Consider the following 18,740-nt stretch of genomic DNA (forward strand, 5'->3'; position numbering starts at 1 on the left):
TCGTCATGTTTCACGCTTCTGCGCTCATAGAATGAAGCAAACGAGTAAAGAGGTGAAACAAGATCGAAATCTGGAAAGCGTTTGTCTCCATCCTGATGGCCTGGTCGCTGGCCAATCTTAGCCTGCTTCCTGCATTCGTGGAGGCGGAAACAGGCGGGGCAGCGCGACAAGCGGCGCAGCAGGAGCATCCGCAGACGGATGAGCCGATCACGGTCACGGTGGTGGGTGACATATTGCTGGACAAGAGCGTCGGGAAGCAAATCGAACGCCACGGAGTGGACTATCCGTTTGCCAAAACGGCTGAGCTGCTCAAGCAGGCTGATCTGACAGTGGGGAATCTGGAGACTGCCGTAAGCAAACGGGGATCGCCCGAGCACAAGGAATTTACCTTCCGGGCCAGGCCGGAGACGTTGGCAGGTTTGGCCAACGCCGGGTTCGATGTCGTCAATCTGGCCAACAACCACACGATGGACTACGGGATGGACGCCTTTCTCGAAACGATGCGGCATTTGCGTGAAAACGATATCGCTTACGTGGGCGGAGGGAAGACGGAGGAGGAAGCGTTTGCCCCGTACATTCGGACGATCAAAGGAAAGAAGGTAGCGATCATCGGACTGAGTCGGGTGCTGCCCAATCAGAAGTGGTTCGCGGGAAAAAACAAAGCGGGACTTGCGCATGCCTACTCGGGGGAGCCGATGCTCAGCTATGTCCGCAAAGCGGTAGAAGAGTCCGATATCACGATCGCGATCATGCACTGGAATCTGGAGTACAAGGATTACCCTGAGCCATACGCCCGCGAGATGGCCCGCCTGCTGATCGACAATGGAGTGGACGCGATTGTCGGATCGCACAGCCATTCCCTGATGGGCGTCGAATGGTACAAAGAGGTCCCGATCTTTTACAGCGTGGGCAATTTTGTCTTCACTACACCGCGAAACCCAAAGGGCTCCGAGTCGCTGATCGTCACGCTGACGTTTGCCCAAAACAAGACAGACGGCAAAATCATTCCGGCTAAAATTGTAAACGGCCAGCCCGTTCCCTTGACCGGTGAGGATGCGAAGAAGTTGAGGGGGAAAGTGGAAAAGCTCTCGTACAGAGCAGGGATTGACGAAGAAGGAACGGTCACGAGGAAATAAAATCCAGCGAGTTTCGGTAGAACAAAAAAAGGGTATCTCCTCTATTGTCGTATAGAGGGGAGAAAACCTGATGGATTTCTATAAACGCTTTACACTCCGCTTTTGGCTGATCTTTTTGTACTCCGTCTCGACGTCCTTGATCGTGCTAAGCTGCGGGGCCGGCATTTATTTTGTGGTCAAGCAGGTGATTGCCGAAGACATTCTGGACATCAACCGTGCGTACAGCGAGAAGATGGCGCAGACCACTGACCTCTTGTTTTTAAGTATGAAAAAGAATCTGGAGACGAGCGCCGGTGAGATCGCCTCTCTTCTGGAAGGCCGCCAGAGGCTGCAGGGCGATTTGAAGCGGCTGCAGGAAAGCACGATGTTCTTCAATTCCATATTGGTTGCGAACAGCAAGGGCAAGATCCTCGCAACGGAACCGGATATGGAAATTGTTGGGAAGTTTCTTTTGTCCAGCGGCGCGAGGGAAGCGCTGGAAAAGAAAAAAACAATCGTATCGCAGCCATACAAAGCGATTACGGGCAGACTGATCGTTTTGGTATCCACGCCTCTGTGGGACAAGAACGGAAATTATGCCGGTTTTCTGGGCGGAACCTTCTATCTGGAGCAGGACAATACCCTGCATGAGTTGCTGGAGAAGCATTTTTACGAGGACGGCTCGTACTTGTACGTAGTCGATGAGCAAGGCATGATCATCTACCACCCGGAGTCGGAAAGAATCGGTCAGACGGTAGACGACAACATCGTAGTCCAAAAGCTGATGGACAAGAAATCGGGCGCGGAGCGGGTGGTCAATACGCAAGGAATCCCGATGCTGACAGGGTACACCTACGTGCCTGCCGTCAATTGGGGAATCGTGTCCCAGACTCCGGAAGAAGAAGCGCTCGCTCCTACCCTGAAAGTCGTCCTCGACATGTTTGCGTACATCAGCCCGTTCTTATTTTGCTTCTCTTGATCTCGTTCTCCCTGACCCAGAAAATGGTCAACCCGCTGCGGCAATTGGCCAACTACGCCAAAAGCGTCCGGACGGCGGGGACAGAGGTCCAGCCGTTTCCGACGATCCCGACCTGGTACTACGAGGCCGAGCAGATCAATCACGCCTTTCAGCAGTATGCGGAGACACTGCGCCAGAAGATGAACGTCATCAAACGAGAGTCGCTGACCGACCCGCTGACTGGACTTGCGAACCGCAGATACATCGAAAACAAGCTTCGCCAATGGACGGAAACGGGATTGCCATATTCGATTGTGCTCCTGGATGTAGACGGATTTAAAAAGGTAAATGACGAATACGGTCATCAGACGGGAGACGAGGTGTTGCGCTTTCTCTCCCAGGCGATGAAGCACCATGTTCGCAAAGGAGACATTTGCGGCCGCTACGGCGGAGAGGAATTTATCGTGCTGCTGCCGAGGGCGGGGATGGAAACAGCCTACGAAGTCGCGGAAGCTCTTCGCGTCTTTATGAGCAGCCAAGTCAGCCCGACAGGCGAGCCGGTGACGCTCTCCCTTGGAGTAGGAGCCTTTACGGCGCAGGTCAAAGACATCCGCAGCTTGCTGGCCCTGACGGACGAAGCGATGTACAGAGCCAAGCAGGCGGGAAAAAACCGGACCGAGCTGATGGAGGTGGCGCCACCAGAGCAACTCCCCGAGGACGGAGGGGACAGGAGCAGAGCGCAAGAGTAAGCAGTCAGGTCAGCCGGTTCATAGAGCTGGCCTTTTCTCTTCCGCAACAAGGCTGATGGAACAAAGGTTTGCGGGTACAGGTGCAGGCTGTCAAGAAATCGCCGCAACTTGCAGCAGCCCTGAATACGTCTGTTTAAATAAGAAGGAAAAGAGGCAGATGTCTCAAACAACCAGGGTAAAGGAGGCGGCCATATGCACACGATCCCCGCTAAAAGACGATGCAAGCGAGTAAACCGGTACCTTTGGCTGAGGCTGCTGATCACCCTGATGATGACAGCCACGATGCTGTGGCTTTTTTTCGCGTCCACCCCAGGGATAAGAGCGACATGGCTTTGGAACACGCAGCTGATTGCCCAAAAGAGAGAGGCGATCCTTTCTTTTGCCGAGCAAAACGACATCAACAGGATCTATCTGCACATCGATCAAAAGGATGTGCCGACGGAAGCGTATCGCACATTCATCAAGGAAGCGAGTGCAAGGGACATACAGGTGGATGCTCTTGGCGGCGATCCTGCCTGGTCGCTCGTCTCCAGTCAAAAAAGCATTACGTCCTTTATAGACTGGGTGCATGCGTACAACAGCTCTGCGGCAGAAGACGAGCGCTTCACCGGAATCCATGTCGACATCGAGCCGCATGTGCACCCAAAGTGGAAGCGTGACAAGGACGCATTGAAAAGACAATGGATCGAAAACATGGAGCTTGTGGTCCATGAGACAAAAAAAGATCCAAATTTGCAGGTGAGCGCGGATATTCCCTTTTGGATGAACGAGCTTACGGCGGGCGAGACACAGAGTGTCAGCAAGTGGCTGATCGGGCAGCTCGATCATGTGACGCTGATGGCCTACCGGGATTACGTGGAAGGTCCCAATGGCGTGCTGGACATCGCGAGCCGCATTCTGGACGAAGCGGGATACGATCGACAAAAAGTGGTAGTCGGTTTAAATCTGCTGGAAAGCGACGAAGGCGACCGGACGACGTTCTACGAAGAAGACACGGAGAAAATGCACGAGCAGGTAGGCATACTGGAGACGCGGATGAAGAAATACTCCGCGTATGCGGGATACGCTATTCATGACTATGAGAATTGGGAAAAGAAAAGCAGGCGTGAGCGAGAACGGTCGGGTACCCATGAAAATGGGTAACCGGCTTTTTTTTAGAAGCTTCCTGAAGAGCGTATTGTGGATATGTTCCGCTCTTGGAATAAAACAGAAACGGCACCCCTCGAAGTGTTCCAGCGCTCCTTGGGCCTTTGATCGATGCTTGAACATATTGAATGATAGAAATATTTGAAGAAGTCCATAAAGGATATCTATTTTACGGTTCTGCCAGCTTCATAGTAGTTTGGATGAGACGAAAGGAACGTCGAAAATGCTGCGAATTGCCTGAAGGAGGAGGAAACAGACGCCTGAAACCTGAGAAATGTTCGAACATGAGATCATGCATGGTTAATGAAGAATCATTTGCTGCAGCAGGCTGGAGGTATAACGTGACACAGAAAAAAGAGAATTTGTATGCAACAGTGGAAAGTCTCCGCGAAAAGATGATGGAGATCAACGACTTCATTCATAATAATCCGGAGTTGGGCCACCAGGAATTCAAGGCGGTAAAGCTTTTGACAGAAACGCTTGCTGAACATGGCTTCCGTGTGGAGAAAGAGCTGGCAGGGCTGCCGACAGCCTTTTCCGCGACGTTTACAAACAAGGAAGGCGGTCCTACCATCGGATTGCTGTGCGAGTATGATGCCCTGGAAGGAATGGGACACGGATGCGGACACAATCTGCAGTCAGCGTCGATCACAGGGGCTGCCATCGCCCTTTCCAAGCATTTGGGCGATACGCCGGCAACGATCAAGCTTTTCGGGACTCCGGCGGAGGAGACGACGAGCGGGAAGGTGCCGATGGCCGAAGCAGGACTGTTTGACTGCCTGGATGTTGCCATGATGATGCATGGCGGTGACCGGACGACGGTCGACGGGAAGTCTTTGGCGATCAATTCGATCGAATTTGTGTTTGAAGGGAAGCCGGCCCATGCAGCCGTTGCTCCGGAACAAGGAATCAGCGCCCTGGATGCAGTGCTCCTAACGTTTAATGGGATTGAATACTTGCGGGAGCATGTTCGGGCTGACGTAAAAATACATGGTATAATTACCGAGGGCGGAACGGCAGCAAATATCGTGCCAGAGCGAGCTGTCGCCAAATTCCTCGTCAGGGCGGCAGACCGCCAGTATTTGAACACGGTCGTGGAACGGGTCTACAATGTAGCGCGCGGTGCTGCTCTTGCCACCGGTGCGAAGCTGACGATCGTCGAAGGAAAAGCTTTGGACAATAAACTGAATGTTCAGCGATTAAATGATCTCTTGCTGGAGAATGCCAAACAAGCGGGAGCCAAGGAAATCACGCCTCCGCGTCAGAGCACGGGATCAACTGATTTCAGCACCGTTACCCATCGCGTTCCTGGCGCTTGTTTGCGGGTTGCGTTTGTTCCGTTCGGCACTTCCAATCACACGTGGGCATGGGTTGAGGCAGGAGTGAGCGAGGCTGGACATGCTGCCGTTGTAGCAGCCGCCAAATCAATTGCGGGAGCAGGTTATGATCTGATCACCAATCCCGCGCTGTTGGCAGAGATAAAAGAAGAGTTTCAAGCGGCAAAAGCAAAACAGAATGCCGCCATCTAATCGATCTGGGGGGATTTTTTTGAAAAAACTGATATCGATTGTCACGCTCTCGGCGATGATGCTCCTGGCTGCCTGTGGCAACAATTCTTCCACTGGCGGCGGAGGCGGGCAGGAAGGGCCCAAGGATCTGGTGGTAGCACTGGGATCCGAGCCGGTCAGCCTGGATCCGCAGGACGCGAGTGACGGGATCTCCTACCATGCGACTGAACTGATTTACGAAAAGCTCGTTACCTTTGATCAGGATATGAAAATCGTTCCCGAGCTGGCGAAAGAATGGAAAGTCTCTGAAGACGGGAAGACATGGACGTTTACCTTGCAGGATGGAGCGACCTTTCAAGATGGCGCTCCAGTCAATGCAGAAGCTGTCAAGACAAGCTTTGAGCGAATCCTGGACAAGCAAAACAAGCTGAAACGGCACTCCCTGTTCGCTGAATTTATCGATAAGGTAACGGCAGACAGCGAAAAGCAGGTTACGTTTCACCTGAAGTTCCCATATGGCCCGATGCTGGCTACCCTGGCCCATCCGGCGGGTGGCATTCACAGCCCGAAAAATCTGCAAGAAAAGGGCAAGGGCGTCAACAAAGCGCCGGTCGGTTCCGGTCCCTACCAGTTTAAGGAGTGGATTTCCGGGGACAAGCTCGTCTTGGAAGCAAACCCCAATTACTGGGGAGAAAAGCCAAAATTGAAAACGATTACAATCAAGCCTGTACAGGAAAATGCTGCGCGCACCTTGATGCTTGAAACTGGGGAAGCGGATGTCATCTTTCCCGTACCGGCTACGGATCTAGAAAGAATCAAATCGGAAGGCAAAGTGACTGTCAGTACCTATCCGAGCAATCGCAATCTGTACATGGGGATGAACACGCAGAAAGCGCCGTTTGACAATGTAAAAGTGCGCCAGGCTCTGAACTACGCAGTCGACAAGGACACGATTGTAAACAAGATCATGATGGGCAACGCCAAGCCCTCGCAAGCGGCCATTTCCGAGCTGACCAACGGCTTCTCCGCCGTTGGCATGTATGAATACAACCCGGAAAAAGCCAAGCAATTGCTGGCTGAAGCGGGCGTGCAGCCCGGGACGAAAATCAAGCTGTGGACACCGGAAGGACGTTATCTGATGGATCGCCAGCTTTCTGAATTCGTCCAGGCCAATCTGCAGGCAGTCGGTTTTGACGTGGAATTCCGCAAGTGGGAATGGGGCGCATACCAAGAGGCAGTCGACAATCCCGACTCGGGCTACGATTTGTTCCTGCTGAGCTGGGCCGTGCCGACCAACGACGCTGACTGGGGCCTTCGTCCGAACTTCGCGTCAGATGGTTCCAACAACAAGACACTCTTTGCAAATCAAGAGCTGGATGCCCTGCTGGAAAAGGGGATGAAGTCGACCAATGAGGAAGAGCGCAAAACGATCTACAATCAGGCTCTGCAGGTAATCAAGGAAGATGCGCCATGGCTGTTCCTGGTAGAAATGAACCAATTCGTCGGTACAAGCAAGCATGTGCAAGGAGTCTACGGCTCCAATACGGAGCGTTTGGTTCTGCGCTACGCGGAGAAAAAATAATAGACTGACTGGGCGGGGGATGGACAACCATCCTCTTGCTCTTGATAAGGAGGCATCCTGGTGCTTGGTTATGTGGTGAAACGTTTGCTTCAACTGATTCCGACGCTCATCGGGGTCTCCATCCTGACCTTTGTGCTGATTCACGCTGTTCCCGGCGATCCGGCCCGCATCATCGCAGGTCCGGAGGCATCAGAGCAAGACGTGCAGCTTGTGCGTGAAAAGCTGGGGCTTGATCAACCACTATACGTTCAGTACGGAAAGTATGTAGCCGATCTGGCACAGGGGGATCTCGGCACATCGCTTCGCTCGGAACGCCCGGTTTTGGATGAGATCATGATCCGGTTCCCTACCACGATTCAACTGACGTTGATGGCGATTGTCGTGATGGTCGCAGCGGGTCTGTTTGCCGGCATTTTTTCAGCGACCAAACCGAACAGTCTGATCGACAACGCGACGATGATGGTCTCCCTTTTCGGGATATCCATGCCTGTTTTTTGGTTGGGGTTGATGTTGATTCTCGTCTTCTCGTACTACTGGGGCGTCCTTCCGTCGGGGGGCAATGACGGCTTCCGGCATTTCATCCTGCCGGCATTTGCTCTCGGCATTTGCTCTCGGCATTTCCTCATCGGCGATCCTGGCCCGGTTGACGCGCTCCAGCATGCTGGAAGTGATCAACCAGGATTTCGTTCGGACTGCGCGTGCCAAAGGAGTAAAAGAAAAGCTTGTCATCTACAAGCACACCTTGAAGAACGCACTCATCCCGATCATCACCATTATCGGACTGGAATTCGGGACGCTGCTCGGGGGAGCGGTGCTTACAGAGACGGTGTTTTCTATTAACGGATTAGGCCGTTTTATCATTCAGTCCATACAATTCAGGGATTATCCAGCCATTCAGGGCAGCATCCTGTTTGTGGCCACCATATTTGTCATCGTCAACCTGATTGTTGATCTCTGTTACGGATTGGTTGATCCCCGCGTGAGATACGACTAGAAAGGAGCAAGCCATGAGTCAGATGGATTTGGCACTTCAGCAGGAAAACCTCCCGGAACAAGCCTATGTCAGCCGCTCACAGTGGAAGCTGATGAGCAGCCGATTCAAAAAAAATAAACGGGCCATGGTAGGCCTGTGGATGGTTGTGCTCTGCGTAGCCGTTGCCGCGCTGGCACCCTGGATCGCTCCCTATGACCCGATCGAACAAAACATGCAGATCATGCTCGAAGGGCCAAGCCTGCACCATCCTTTTGGCACCGACGAGTTTGGGCGCGACATCCTGTCCCGAGTCATGTACGGGACGCAAATCTCGCTTATGACAGGCATTGTCGGCGTATTGATTGCGGTTGTATTGGGAGTCGCGCTCGGCACCATAGCCGGTTATTTCGGAGGCTTGGCAGACAGCCTGATCATGCGCGTCATGGACATCTTCATGGCGTTTCCCAGCTTCTTGCTGGCTCTGGCCATCGTCAGCGTGCTTGGACCGGGCATGGTCAATGTGATGATCGCCATCGGTATTTTTTCCGTCCCAACGTTTGCGCGGCTGTCCCGCAGTTCGGTCATCGGGGTGCGGAACAAGGAGTACATCGAAGCGGTCAAAGCCATGGGCGGCAATCATTTGCACATCATCATCAAGCACGTGATTCCCAACAGTATCGCTCCGATCATCGTCTTGTCCACGCTGCGGATCGCGACGGCGATCATTACGGCTGCCGGATTGAGCTTTCTGGGAATGGGAGCGCAGCCGCCTACGCCGGAATGGGGAGCCATGCTCAGCACAGGCCGGGAATATTTGAGGATGGCTCCTCACGTCAGTACGATGCCGGGTTTGGCGATTATGTTCCTTGTATTGGGATTCAATATGCTGGGCGATGGCTTGCGAGACGCGCTTGATCCCAAAATGAAGCTCTAATATTGGTCGTCTGGATCCGGGGAGGGACTGGCAGTGAAAGAGAAGCTACTGGAAATGAAGGGATTGAAAACATACTTTTATACGGACGAGGGAGTAGTCCCCGCTGTTGACGGGGTGGACATTGTCATCCATGAAGGAGAAACGGTGGGGATCGTTGGCGAATCGGGTTGCGGAAAAAGCGTCACGTCCTTGACTGCCATGCGGTTGACTCCCGGAAAGGTAGAGGAAGGCAGTATTTTGTTTCAAGGGAAGGATTTACTGGCTCTGTCCGAAGAGGATATGAGAAAGGTGCGTGGCAATGAGCTGGCCATGATCTTCCAAGAGCCGATGACATCCTTGAATCCGGTGTTTACGATTGGAGAGCAGATCGGCGAAGCGATTGAAATCCATATGCAATACAGCAAGAAGCAAGCGAGGGAGAGGGCTATCGAAATGCTGAAGCTGGTCGGCATTCCGCGACCGGAGCAAATCGTAGATGAATACCCCCATCAATTGTCCGGAGGAATGAGGCAGCGCGTAATGATTGCCATCGCCATGTCCTGCAATCCCAAGCTGCTGATTGCCGATGAACCGACGACTGCTCTTGATGTGACGATCCAGGCTCAGATTTTGGACCTGATGCGCGAATTGAAGGAAAAGCACAACACTGCGATTATGATGATCACGCATGACTTGGGTGTAGTGGCGGAAATGTGCGACCGTGTCGTGGTTATGTATGCGGGCAAGGTCGTGGAGGAGGCGGACGTGGTCACGCTCTTTACCAATCCGAAGCATCCGTATACACAGGGCTTGATGAAATCCATTCCTCGCTTGGACTCATCTGAGCAGCGGTTGTACTCTATCAAGGGAAGCGTGCCGATCCCGGGCAGTTTGCGCAAGGGCTGTACGTTTGCCCCGCGCTGCGAATACGCGCTGGACACATGCCGGGAGGAGATGCCGGAGTTAGCCGCAGTGGAGACAGGACATCTCTGCAGATGCTGGCTCTATGAGGCAAAGGAGGAACAGGCAGAATGAGGAAACCACTCGTCGAAATCAAAAACCTGAAAAAATACTATCCGATTAAAAAAGGGCTGCTGAAGCGGACTGTCAACCATGTGAAGGCGGTTGACGGGCTTGATTTTTCAATCTACAAAGGCGAGACTTTGGGCCTTGTAGGGGAGAGCGGATGCGGGAAATCGACGACCGGGAGAACGATTCTGCAATTGCTCAAGCCTACAGATGGAGAAGTTTTGTATGAAGGGCAAAACCTTGTCAGGATGCCGGGGAGAGAGCTTCGAAAGCTGCGAAAGGATTTGCAGATGGTGTTTCAGGATCCCTATGCATCGCTCGATCCTCGCTTGACGGTAGGGCAGATCATTGCGGAGCCGATGGAAATCCATCGTCTGTATAGCGGCAAGGAAAAGGATAAGAGGGTCGAGGAGCTGCTGGAGGTAGTCGGGTTGAACAGCTACCACGCCAAACGGTTTCCGCATGAATTCAGCGGAGGGCAGCGACAACGAATCGGGATTGCCCGGGCGCTCGCTTTGGAGCCCAAGCTGATCGTCGCAGACGAGCCTGTTTCCGCTCTGGATGTATCCATTCAGTCGCAGGTGATCAATCTGCTTCAGGATTTGCAGGGAAAATTCGGGCTGACTTATTTGTTTATCGCGCATGACCTGAGTGTAGTGAAACACATCAGCGACCGTGTAGGGGTCATGTACCTGGGCAGATTGGTCGAGCTGGCCGATAAGGACAACTTGTATGCGGAACCCTTGCATCCATATACGAAGGCCCTGCTGTCTGCTGTTCCGATTCCCGACCCGTTGGCAAAAAGAGAGCGCATCGTGCTTCAAGGAGACGTGCCCAGTCCGGCCAATCCGCCAGCTGGATGCGCCTTTCATCCGCGGTGCAGCGAGTGTATGGAGATATGCAGGAAACAGCGGCCGGCATGGAAAGAAATCAACGGACATTACGTCGCCTGTCATTTATACAACTGACGAATTAAAGATGCAAAAGAAGACCGGGAAGCTGGACAAAAGCTACTCGGTCTTTTGATTTGCATAGTAGGCTTTCACGTAATGGACAAAGCGATTTACAGCGGACAGCTCAAGCGAGGAAGCACGGTAAAGCATCCAGGTCCGTCTCATCAATGCCTCTCCGTTTTTATAATGAAGGTCAATGGTATAAAAATCGTCCTTGTCCGTCAAAGTCGCCCGCGGAATAATCGAGTACCCCAGCCCGTTCTGTACCATTTCCTTGCAGGCTTCTACCTTGTCGATATGCATCGTAATAAGCGGGGGCCTGGAGTATTGCTGCTGCCACCAATCATCGATGCTGTTTGCGATCAGCGGATCTTTCGGGTTGGGATGTCCTCGCCCGGGAAAGTAGTTGATGCGCGGCAGATCGGGGAGAGACGCCAGGTCGATTTTCTGCTTGGAAATAATGCAGACGGGCTCTTCATTGATCAGGACCATTTCATCCGTCCATTTGTAATCCCCGGTGACCAGTCCCACTTGAACATCCTCATACTGCAGCAGCCTGACAATTTCCGAACTCCACCCGCTTTTGACATTGATCTCGACTTTGGAAAACTGACTGAGAAACTGCTTCAGCAGGGGAGGCAATTTGTATAAGGCAAAATTGCTGGAACAGCCGATACGTAAGGAGCCCTGTACTTCATGCGACATGCCGGTGACAAAGTCTTTTGCCTTTCGCTGCTCCAAAAGCATCTTTTTCGCATACGCCACCAGATATTCTCCTTCGGGCGTAAAGCTGATCTTCTTGTTGCTTCTGAGGATTACCTTTACTCCGAATTCCTGCTCGATCTGCTGAATTCGATAGGTTAATGCGGGCTGGGAAATGTAGAGCCTCTCTGCCGCTTTGGTCAGATTTTTTTCGTCGTAGATCGCCTGGAGCAAACTCCAGTCCTGATCGTTCATGAACGTGTTCCCCCTTCGTGCTGTTAGGTTTATTCTAGCGAATAAAAAAGAGGGGCGATAGGGGAATGATCGATCAAAAGAATCTTGCCGAAAATGGCCGCATGACGATGTGAAAAAGGACTGTAGCTGGCGGTCCGGTAGAAATAGCAAACAAATTGAGCTATCATGGAAGCAGTTGATAAGAAGCAGTCGTACAGCAACTTGATTGCTTCCCAAGTGAATCGGAAGCTCTTGAACAAGGAGAGGAGACGAGCAAAATGAACCATATCCGCTATGAACGCAGGCGGTATACGAATGGACAGACACCGATCGAAGAGCTGAGACGCTTATCCGAAGCATTAGGCGGCCCTTCCATCTATATCAAGCGAGATGACCTGCTCGGGCTTGCAGCAGGAGGGAACAAGACGCGCAAGCTTGAGTATCTGGTGGCGGATGCGCTCAAGCAGGGGGCAGATACGCTTATCACCTGCGGGGCCGTACAGTCCAACCACTGCCGGTTGACTCTGGCCGCAGCGGTACGGGAGGGGCTTCGCTGCCAGCTGGTGCTGAGCGAACCGGAGGCAGGCGGCTACAATCCCCAGGCGAGCGGCAATCATTTGCTCTTTCGCCTGATGGGAGCCGAGAAGCTCCAGATCATTCCCGCGGATGGGGATATGCTGGCGGAGATGGAAAAACTCGCTGCAGCCTTGGAGAAAGAAGGGCGAAAAGCGTACCAGATCCCGGTCGGCGGCTCCAGCGAGGTAGGGACACTCGGATATATGGCTTGCGCCGAAGAGATCGAGCAGCAGGCATGGGAGATGGGCATTCCGTTTGACTATGTGGTGACCGCGACAGGAAGCGCCGGGACGCAAGCCGGGTTGATCGCCGGTTTCGCCGCCCGCCAGTCCTCTGCTTCCGTCATTGGCATCAATGTCAGCCGGGACCGTGAGACCCAGGAGAAAAAAGTGCATGAGCTGCTGCTTTCAACGGCAGAGCTGGTCGGACTGAAAGGGGAGCTGCCTACCTCACTGGTGCGCTGCGAAGACGAATACGTCGGTCCTGGGTATGCGATTCCCACGTCTGAGATGGTCGAGGCTGTGAAGCTGCTCGCCCAAACCGAGGGCATCCTGCTCGATCCGGTCTACACGGGAAAGGCGATGGCCGGTCTGATCGGGCTGATTCGCAAGGGAGCGCTTGGCAAAGACGATCGGGTTTTGTTCCTGCACACGGGGGGCACGCCTGCGCTGTATACGTATGCGGATACGTTTTTTACGGACAAATAAAATCAGGATGACAGCCATGATGGGATGGGGCAGACGATTGCCCGAGTTCTCCAGAAGCCGACGCAATGATGTGTCGGCTTTTTATTTTCTTCGCGAAAGCTGTTTCGTGAATTAGCAAAATACAAAAATTGGGTTTTTAATGAACGGAAAGTACATATAGAGAAAAAATAAGAAGATAAAGCATAAAAATATGATCATGAAAAGAGATGGATTGTATGATATTTAGGATTCATTAATTGACAATATGTAAGATTAAGAATTTTCTATTTTTTCTTATATTTACAGATAAGATAGAAATAGAAAACATACAGGGGGGATTATCGTGAGTCAAAAAAAGGTGGCTACTGTTCTGGCGTCCATGCTGCTTCTTAGCATGCCGCTTGTCGGCTGTAACTCGCAAGGAACGGCTCCCGCTCAGAACAACCAAAGTTCGGGCGGCAATACCGCATCGTCCGGGAGCAGCAGTGGCGGTGGCGGCGAGAAGATTTTGATCGCGACGCAAAGCCCGCTCTCCGGATCGCAATCCGCGATCGGCGATGCGATCAAGACCGGAGCCGGATTTGCCATCGAAAAGCGGAAAGAAGAGTTCAAGCAGCTCGGCTTCGACTTGCAGCTGTTCCCGCAGGACGATCAGGCCGACCCGAAAATTGGCGTGTCCAACGCGGAAATGCTCGTGGCCAACCCGGATGTGCTGGGCGTAGTCGGGCATTTCAACACGGGTGTGGCGATCCCCTCTTCCGTAAAGTATGAATCAGGCAGCCTGGTCATGGTTTCCCCGGCCAACAGCGGGGTGACATTGACAGAGGAGGGCAAGAAGACCGTTCACCGAATCTGCGCCCGCGATGACGCCCAAGGTCCCAAGGGAGCCAAATACGCCAAGGAAAAGCTCGGCGTCAAATCCGTCTTTTTGATCCACGACAAGACCGCCTACGGACAAGGACTGGTCGATCAGGTAAAAGCCCAATTCGAGAAGGATGGCATTCAGGTGCTGGGCTACGAAGGGGTAAACCAGGGGGAAAAAGACTACAATTTCGTCGTGAACACAGCCGTCGCCAGCAAGCCTGACATGATTTATTTCGGAGGCATCTATCCGGAAGCGGGCATCATCATTAAGCAGGCGAGGGAAAAAGGCTATACCGGCATGTTCATGGGCGGAGACGGCATTGATTCTCCCGACCTGATCAAGATCGCCGGAGCCGCAGCGGAGGGCGTTTATCTGACCGCTCTGGCCGGAGACGCCAAGCAGTCGGAGGAAGGCCGCAAATGGGCGGAAGAATACGAAAAGGCGATGGGCAAAAAGCCGGGCACCTACTCCGATTACGCGTATGAGTCGGCCAACGTGATCCTCGACGGACTGGCAGCCGCCATCGAAGAGAACGGCGGGAAAAAGCCGACGCGCGAGCAGGTGCTGGAAAAGGTCCACAACACGAAAGAATACCAGGGCAAATTCGTAAAGGTCACCTTTGACGCCAAAGGCGACAACCAGTACGCGGATGTCTTCATGTACAAGTTTGAGAAGGAAGGCACGGCGTTTATCGAGAAAATCCAATAGGATGGCATTGACGAAGAGAGGCATGCAAATTGACATTGCCTCTCTTTTCTGTCTACTATATACCCACAGGGGTAAATAAATACCCTGTATTCGAAGTGCTTTGTAAATAAACGCTGTCAAAATAGAACCGGAGGAAACCAAATGAAATACGGAGACAACGTAAAAAACCGCCTCAAGCGTGTCGAGGGACAAGTCCGCGGTGTCCTCAGCATGATGGAAACAGACAAGGATTGCAAGGAAGTGGTCGGCCAACTTTCAGCGATTCGCTCAGCCGTAGACAAGGCGATCGCCCTGATCGTGGCGGAAAACCTGGCAACGTGCATCAAGGAGGAGCTGGCAGAAGGCAAGGACACCGATCAAGTCGTCCAGCAAGCGATTCAACTGCTGGTCAAGAGCCGATAATGCATCCGGTCTTGACAGCGAGACCTGTTAGTCAATATACTCATAGGGGTAGGGGTATCATATAAAGAGGCGGAGAGCCTATATTTTTTGAGATAAAAATACCCCGGTAGGTATAATGGGGAAGGAGGAAGCGATTCGATGGACACACAAAAGCAAACGACCATGGTCGTATTCAGCGGCGATCTGGACAAAGCGATGGCCAGCTTCATCATCGCAACCGGAGCTGCGGCCATGGGCAACAAGATGACGATGTTTTTTACCTTCTGGGGCCTGAACATCCTGCGGAAAGAGCAATACGTCCCGGTGCAAAAAGGGTTTTTGGAGAAACTGTTTGAGCGGATGATGCCCCGCGGTCCTGGAAGACTGGGCATTTCCAAGCTGAACATGGGCGGAATGGGCCGGGCGATGATGAAGCACATCATGCAAAAAAAGAACGTGGCCTCGCTTCCGGAGCTGATCCAGCTTGCCAAGGAGCTGGATGTGGAGATGATCGCCTGCACGATGTCCATGGACGTCCTGGGGATCAAGGAGCAAGAGCTGGTAGACGGGCTGAAATTCGCTGGAGTGGCAACCTATTTGGCAGAAGCGGAACAGTCTAAGGTGAATCTGTTTATTTGATTGAAACAAAAGAAGCTGTTCGATAGAAAAATAGCGGCAGACCATACGGATAAAAAGCATAGAAAGAAGCCTTGAAATAAACAGATTGATGGGTGGTTTCTTTTGATCTTTTATATACCTATTTGGGTATGTGTATATAGCTGACGAAGCGGGGGGGAAATCGTTGGATTGGGTTATTTACGCAGCGATGGATGCAGTCATGCTGTTTTTCATCAAAAGCATGCTTCCGGTCAAAGGGCTGAAACAGCTTTCGCCGGAAGAGCTGAAGGAGCTTATGAAAAAGCCTGGTTCGCACGTCTTTCTGGACGTTCGGGAACCGTTTGAATACCAGAGGGGGCATATTCCCGGCTTTGCCAATGTCCCGTTGGGGCAGCTGAAGCACCGCTGCCAAAAGGTCGATCCCGCAAATCATGTCGTCTTGACCTGCCAGAGCGGGACGAGAAGCAGGCAGGCTGCCAAAATATTGCGGAAAAACGGCGTCGGACAGGTTAGCCATTTGCGGACTGGAAGATCGAAGGAAAAAAAGTGCGATCTCTCAATATCCCGTACTTTGATTTTCTCGGCGACGACGATTGTCTCTACCGCCGGCTGCCGACAGACGAAGAGGTCGTCGTGATCTGCGCCAAGGGAGGAAGCGCCAGGATGGTAGCGGAGCTGCTGGAGGAGAAGGGCTTTTGTGCCAGCTATTTGGAGCAGGGCATCCAGGAGTGGAGCCAGTTCTACCGCCCGGTGACCGTCATAGAGGAAGAGACGCTGAAACTGATCCAGGTAAATCGGCTGGCCAAGGGCTGCCTATCCTACATGGTCATCTCGGGAGGCCATGAGCTGGCTGAGAAAACCGGAGCCGTCTACTACATCTCGTCCGGCGAGATGCAAGGCTCCGAACGTTTCTACGAGCCGCTTGAAAGGCAGGGACTGCTGCGGGTCGGTCATGCGGAGGTCAAAATCCTCGCCGTGCCCACCCCTGGGCATACCCCAGGGAGTGTCTCGGTATTGGTAAATGATCACTATCTTCTCTCCGGCGACACCATCTTTGTCGGCGGACTCGGCAGACCCGATCTGGGAGGCAAAGCGGCAGAGTGGGCTCAAGCCTTGTACGACACGGTGTTTACGACAATCGCTTCCCTGAGTGACGAGGTGCTCGTGCTGCCGACCCATTATGCCGACCAAAACGAAATCCGGCAGGAGGGCTACGTGGGAGCGGCGCTCGGAGAGATACGCCGGAACAACGAAGTGATGCGCACTGTCGACCGCGATCAATTTACGGAAAAAGTCGCCCATTCCGTCGGAGCGGCGCCTCCTAACTACGAGGAGATCATCGAGATTAATCGCGGGGTCTGCAGCGTATCGGCGGAACAGGCAACAGAGCTGGAGATCGGGCCGAATCGCTGCGCTCTTCACCACGGGTAAGCAGGATCGCAAAAACCATCACAAAACCAAGCGATGCCAAGGAGGAATTGTTCATGATAAACGTAGACGTGTTTGTGGACGCAAAAGGATTGTCCTGCCCAATGCCAATCGTCAAGGCGAAGAAAGCGATGGACGCGATGGAGAGCGGGCAGGTCATGCAGGTGGAATCGACTGACCGGGGGTCTGTCAACGATTTTCAGGGTTGGGCCCGTCATAACAACCACGAGCTTCTGAAAACGGAAGAGGAGGGAGGGGTATACCGGATATGGGTAAGGAAAGGATGAGGTAGACCAGGCATGCCGCTGTTTTCTTCGAGACCGTGCTTCGAACAGCCATGCATGCAAAAGGAGGCCGGATTCGCTATATCATGTTGGCGACCGGCTTTTTGTTGTTTCGTTTAATCTGAAAATTATTTTTATAAAGAATAGTTTGTATTGATTTTTAGTTTCAAAGTCGTATAATGAATGTAAAATGGCAAAAGATACCTGATCTTACCTTGATTGGATTAGCTGATTAGGACTGGCTGAAATAGGTATCGCTTACAACGACACTCATGACAAAGGGGGACGAAGCCGTGCTGAGCGGGGGATTGCTGCGAATCCGTGAATACCTGCAAGACATCAAGCCGTCCGAGCGGAGCGTGGCCGAGTACATTTTGGAGCATCCCCGGGAAGTCATCCGCATGTCGGTCAAGGAATTGGCGGAGCGGAGCAACGCCAGCCCGGCGGCGATCATCCGCATGTGCAAAAGCATGGGGCTGGACGGTTTCCCCGAGCTGAAAATACGCATCGCCGCCGACCTGCAGTCGTCCTCCGCCGGAGAGGACGAGTACAAGGAAATCCGCCCTACCGACGACGTCCCCACCCTGATCGAATCCGTCACTGCCAATCACATCTTCTCCCTGCGCGAGACGATCAAGGTTCTGGATCCGGAAGCGGTCGAGCAGGCGGTTCAGGCGATCTATCGGGCACGCCGGATCGACTTTTTCGGAGTGGGCGCGTCACAGCTGGTCGCCCAGGATGCGCAGCAAAAGTTTTTGCGCATCAACAAAATGTCGACGGCGCACGCCGACGCCCATTTGCAAATTTCTTCCGCCGTCACGCTTACGGACAAGGATGTAGCGGTCGGCATTTCCTATTCCGGAGAGACGCGCCAGGTTGTTGCCGCGATCAAAAGGGCGCGGGAAGCAGGGGCGGTCACGATCGGCATTACGAAGTTCGGGCAAAATTCCCTCTCGGCGCTGACGGACATTCATCTGTCCACGGTTTCGTCGGAGGCCGACATGCGAAGCGCCGCCACTTCGTCCCGCATCGCCCAGCTGGCTGTCATCGACATGCTGTTCATGGGGGTAGCTGCGCAAAGCTACGAAAAGGCCGTGTCCTCGCTGCGAAAGACACGTCAGGCGGTTTTGGCCGAGTTTCGGACCGATTAGGATATTTTTATTCAGAATATTAAGACTATAATTAGCGGCGTTTTTACCAGACATCTACCGGGATGCCGCTCCGATCGGCTAGCCATCCAGTCCGAATCAGCGCTCCGGCTCTCTTCGCGCTGCGACAGCAGGCAGTACCTGTATCTTGTGGCAATACATTTTTCATAGATAAATGGAGGGG

19 protein-coding genes and 1 pseudogene are annotated in these 18,740 nt (G+C 53.0%); 19 read left to right on the plus strand and 1 reads right to left on the minus strand.

What is annotated here, in order from left to right:
- Positions 1-68 precede the first annotated feature (68 nt).
- From Q3F21_RS00005 to Q3F21_RS00050, 11 genes and pseudogenes are all read left to right on the plus strand, one after another.
- On the plus strand, positions 69-1,136 hold the full coding sequence (locus Q3F21_RS00005) for a CapA family protein (protein ID WP_425341202.1): 1,068 nt from the start codon (positions 69-71) through the stop codon (positions 1,134-1,136).
- 70 nt (positions 1,137-1,206) lie between these two features.
- Positions 1,207-2,094, plus strand: a complete 888-nt coding sequence (locus Q3F21_RS00010; RefSeq protein ID WP_340248797.1) for a cache domain-containing protein — start codon at positions 1,207-1,209, stop codon at positions 2,092-2,094.
- Positions 2,082-2,822 carry a diguanylate cyclase gene (locus Q3F21_RS00015; RefSeq protein WP_340248800.1) on the plus strand — a complete coding sequence of 247 codons (741 nt, stop codon included), beginning with the start codon at positions 2,082-2,084 and terminating at the stop codon, positions 2,820-2,822. Before Q3F21_RS00010 ends, Q3F21_RS00015 begins: the two co-directional genes overlap by 13 nt.
- Positions 2,823-3,014: 192 nt before the next feature.
- A complete protein-coding gene (locus tag Q3F21_RS00020) occupies positions 3,015-3,965 on the plus strand; it encodes a hypothetical protein (RefSeq protein WP_340248803.1) in 951 nt (316 codons plus the stop codon).
- 344 nt (positions 3,966-4,309) lie between these two features.
- Positions 4,310-5,497 carry an amidohydrolase gene (locus tag Q3F21_RS00025; protein WP_340248806.1) on the plus strand — a complete coding sequence of 396 codons (1,188 nt, stop codon included), beginning with the start codon at positions 4,310-4,312 and terminating at the stop codon, positions 5,495-5,497.
- Between the two features lie 19 nt (positions 5,498-5,516).
- Positions 5,517-7,058, plus strand: a complete 1,542-nt coding sequence (locus Q3F21_RS00030) for a glutathione ABC transporter substrate-binding protein (RefSeq protein WP_340248809.1) — start codon at positions 5,517-5,519, stop codon at positions 7,056-7,058.
- 75 nt (positions 7,059-7,133) lie between these two features.
- Positions 7,134-7,577, plus strand: a pseudogene (locus Q3F21_RS27360) (ABC transporter permease); the annotation flags it as partial.
- Positions 7,578-7,617: 40 nt separating this feature from the next.
- Positions 7,618-8,052, plus strand: a complete 435-nt coding sequence (locus tag Q3F21_RS27365) for an ABC transporter permease (RefSeq protein ID WP_425341194.1) — start codon at positions 7,618-7,620, stop codon at positions 8,050-8,052.
- A gap of 13 nt (positions 8,053-8,065) precedes the next feature.
- Entirely contained in the window at positions 8,066-8,965 is a 900-nt protein-coding gene (gene nikC, locus Q3F21_RS00040) for a nickel transporter permease (protein WP_340248812.1), read from the plus strand.
- 33 nt (positions 8,966-8,998) lie between these two features.
- Complete coding sequence (locus tag Q3F21_RS00045; RefSeq protein WP_340248815.1) at positions 8,999-9,979, plus strand: oligopeptide/dipeptide ABC transporter ATP-binding protein; 981 nt, start codon at positions 8,999-9,001, stop codon at positions 9,977-9,979.
- The gene (locus Q3F21_RS00050) at positions 9,976-10,941 is read left to right on the plus strand and encodes a dipeptide ABC transporter ATP-binding protein (protein ID WP_340248818.1); all 966 of its coding nucleotides are present in this window, start codon (positions 9,976-9,978) and stop codon (positions 10,939-10,941) included. The genes Q3F21_RS00045 and Q3F21_RS00050 overlap by 4 nt, the downstream gene beginning before the upstream one ends.
- Before the next feature lie 42 nt (positions 10,942-10,983).
- Here the strand turns inward: Q3F21_RS00050 and Q3F21_RS00055 are convergent, their stop codons facing one another.
- Positions 10,984-11,883: a LysR family transcriptional regulator gene (locus Q3F21_RS00055; RefSeq protein ID WP_340248820.1), complete on the minus strand. Its 900-nt coding sequence runs from the start codon at positions 11,881-11,883 to the stop codon at positions 10,984-10,986.
- 257 nt (positions 11,884-12,140) lie between these two features.
- On the opposite strand from Q3F21_RS00055, the gene Q3F21_RS00060 reads away from it, so the two are divergent.
- From Q3F21_RS00060 to Q3F21_RS00095, 8 genes are all read left to right on the plus strand, one after another.
- Complete coding sequence (locus Q3F21_RS00060; RefSeq protein WP_340248824.1) at positions 12,141-13,145, plus strand: D-cysteine desulfhydrase; 1,005 nt, start codon at positions 12,141-12,143, stop codon at positions 13,143-13,145.
- A gap of 322 nt (positions 13,146-13,467) precedes the next feature.
- Positions 13,468-14,697 (plus strand): branched-chain amino acid ABC transporter substrate-binding protein, encoded by a 1,230-nt coding sequence (locus tag Q3F21_RS00065; protein ID WP_425341195.1) that lies wholly within the window; start codon positions 13,468-13,470, stop codon positions 14,695-14,697.
- A gap of 141 nt (positions 14,698-14,838) precedes the next feature.
- Positions 14,839-15,099 carry a metal-sensitive transcriptional regulator gene (locus Q3F21_RS00070; protein ID WP_340248827.1) on the plus strand — a complete coding sequence of 87 codons (261 nt, stop codon included), beginning with the start codon at positions 14,839-14,841 and terminating at the stop codon, positions 15,097-15,099.
- A 138-nt stretch (positions 15,100-15,237) separates the two neighbouring features.
- Positions 15,238-15,717, plus strand: coding sequence for a DsrE/DsrF/DrsH-like family protein (locus Q3F21_RS00075; protein ID WP_340248830.1), 480 nt, complete (start codon positions 15,238-15,240; stop codon positions 15,715-15,717).
- Between the two features lie 163 nt (positions 15,718-15,880).
- Positions 15,881-16,333, plus strand: coding sequence for a rhodanese-like domain-containing protein (locus Q3F21_RS27370; protein ID WP_425341196.1), 453 nt, complete (start codon positions 15,881-15,883; stop codon positions 16,331-16,333).
- The gene (locus Q3F21_RS00085) at positions 16,243-17,127 is read left to right on the plus strand and encodes an MBL fold metallo-hydrolase (RefSeq protein WP_425341197.1); all 885 of its coding nucleotides are present in this window, start codon (positions 16,243-16,245) and stop codon (positions 17,125-17,127) included. The genes Q3F21_RS27370 and Q3F21_RS00085 overlap by 91 nt, the downstream gene beginning before the upstream one ends.
- 53 nt (positions 17,128-17,180) lie before the next feature.
- Positions 17,181-17,411, plus strand: coding sequence for a sulfurtransferase TusA family protein (locus Q3F21_RS00090; protein ID WP_340248832.1), 231 nt, complete (start codon positions 17,181-17,183; stop codon positions 17,409-17,411).
- Between the two features lie 293 nt (positions 17,412-17,704).
- Positions 17,705-18,559 (plus strand): MurR/RpiR family transcriptional regulator, encoded by an 855-nt coding sequence (locus tag Q3F21_RS00095; protein WP_340249584.1) that lies wholly within the window; start codon positions 17,705-17,707, stop codon positions 18,557-18,559.
- The last annotated feature ends 181 nt before the right edge of the window (positions 18,560-18,740 follow it).

The organism is Brevibacillus borstelensis (genome assembly GCF_037834415.1).
In the GTDB taxonomy this organism is placed as follows: domain Bacteria; phylum Bacillota; class Bacilli; order Brevibacillales; family Brevibacillaceae; genus Brevibacillus; species Brevibacillus borstelensis_A.

Bases quoted from the DNA above. Each gene is read 5' to 3' on its own strand.
- Q3F21_RS00010 (WP_340248797.1), top strand. From the start codon at position 1,207: ATGGATTTCTATAAACGCTTTACACTCCGCTTTTGGCTGATCTTTTTG.
- Q3F21_RS00055 (WP_340248820.1), bottom strand. From the start codon at position 11,883: ATGAACGATCAGGACTGGAGTTTGCTCCAGGCGATCTACGACGAAAAA.
- Q3F21_RS00020 (WP_340248803.1), top strand. From the start codon at position 3,015: ATGCACACGATCCCCGCTAAAAGACGATGCAAGCGAGTAAACCGGTAC.
- Q3F21_RS00075 (WP_340248830.1), top strand. From the start codon at position 15,238: ATGGACACACAAAAGCAAACGACCATGGTCGTATTCAGCGGCGATCTG.
- Q3F21_RS00090 (WP_340248832.1), top strand. From the start codon at position 17,181: ATGATAAACGTAGACGTGTTTGTGGACGCAAAAGGATTGTCCTGCCCA.
- nikC (WP_340248812.1), top strand. From the start codon at position 8,066: ATGAGTCAGATGGATTTGGCACTTCAGCAGGAAAACCTCCCGGAACAA.
- Q3F21_RS00050 (WP_340248818.1), top strand. From the start codon at position 9,976: ATGAGGAAACCACTCGTCGAAATCAAAAACCTGAAAAAATACTATCCG.
- Q3F21_RS27365 (WP_425341194.1), top strand. From the start codon at position 7,618: ATGACGGCTTCCGGCATTTCATCCTGCCGGCATTTGCTCTCGGCATTT.
- Q3F21_RS00070 (WP_340248827.1), top strand. From the start codon at position 14,839: ATGAAATACGGAGACAACGTAAAAAACCGCCTCAAGCGTGTCGAGGGA.
- Q3F21_RS00060 (WP_340248824.1), top strand. From the start codon at position 12,141: ATGAACCATATCCGCTATGAACGCAGGCGGTATACGAATGGACAGACA.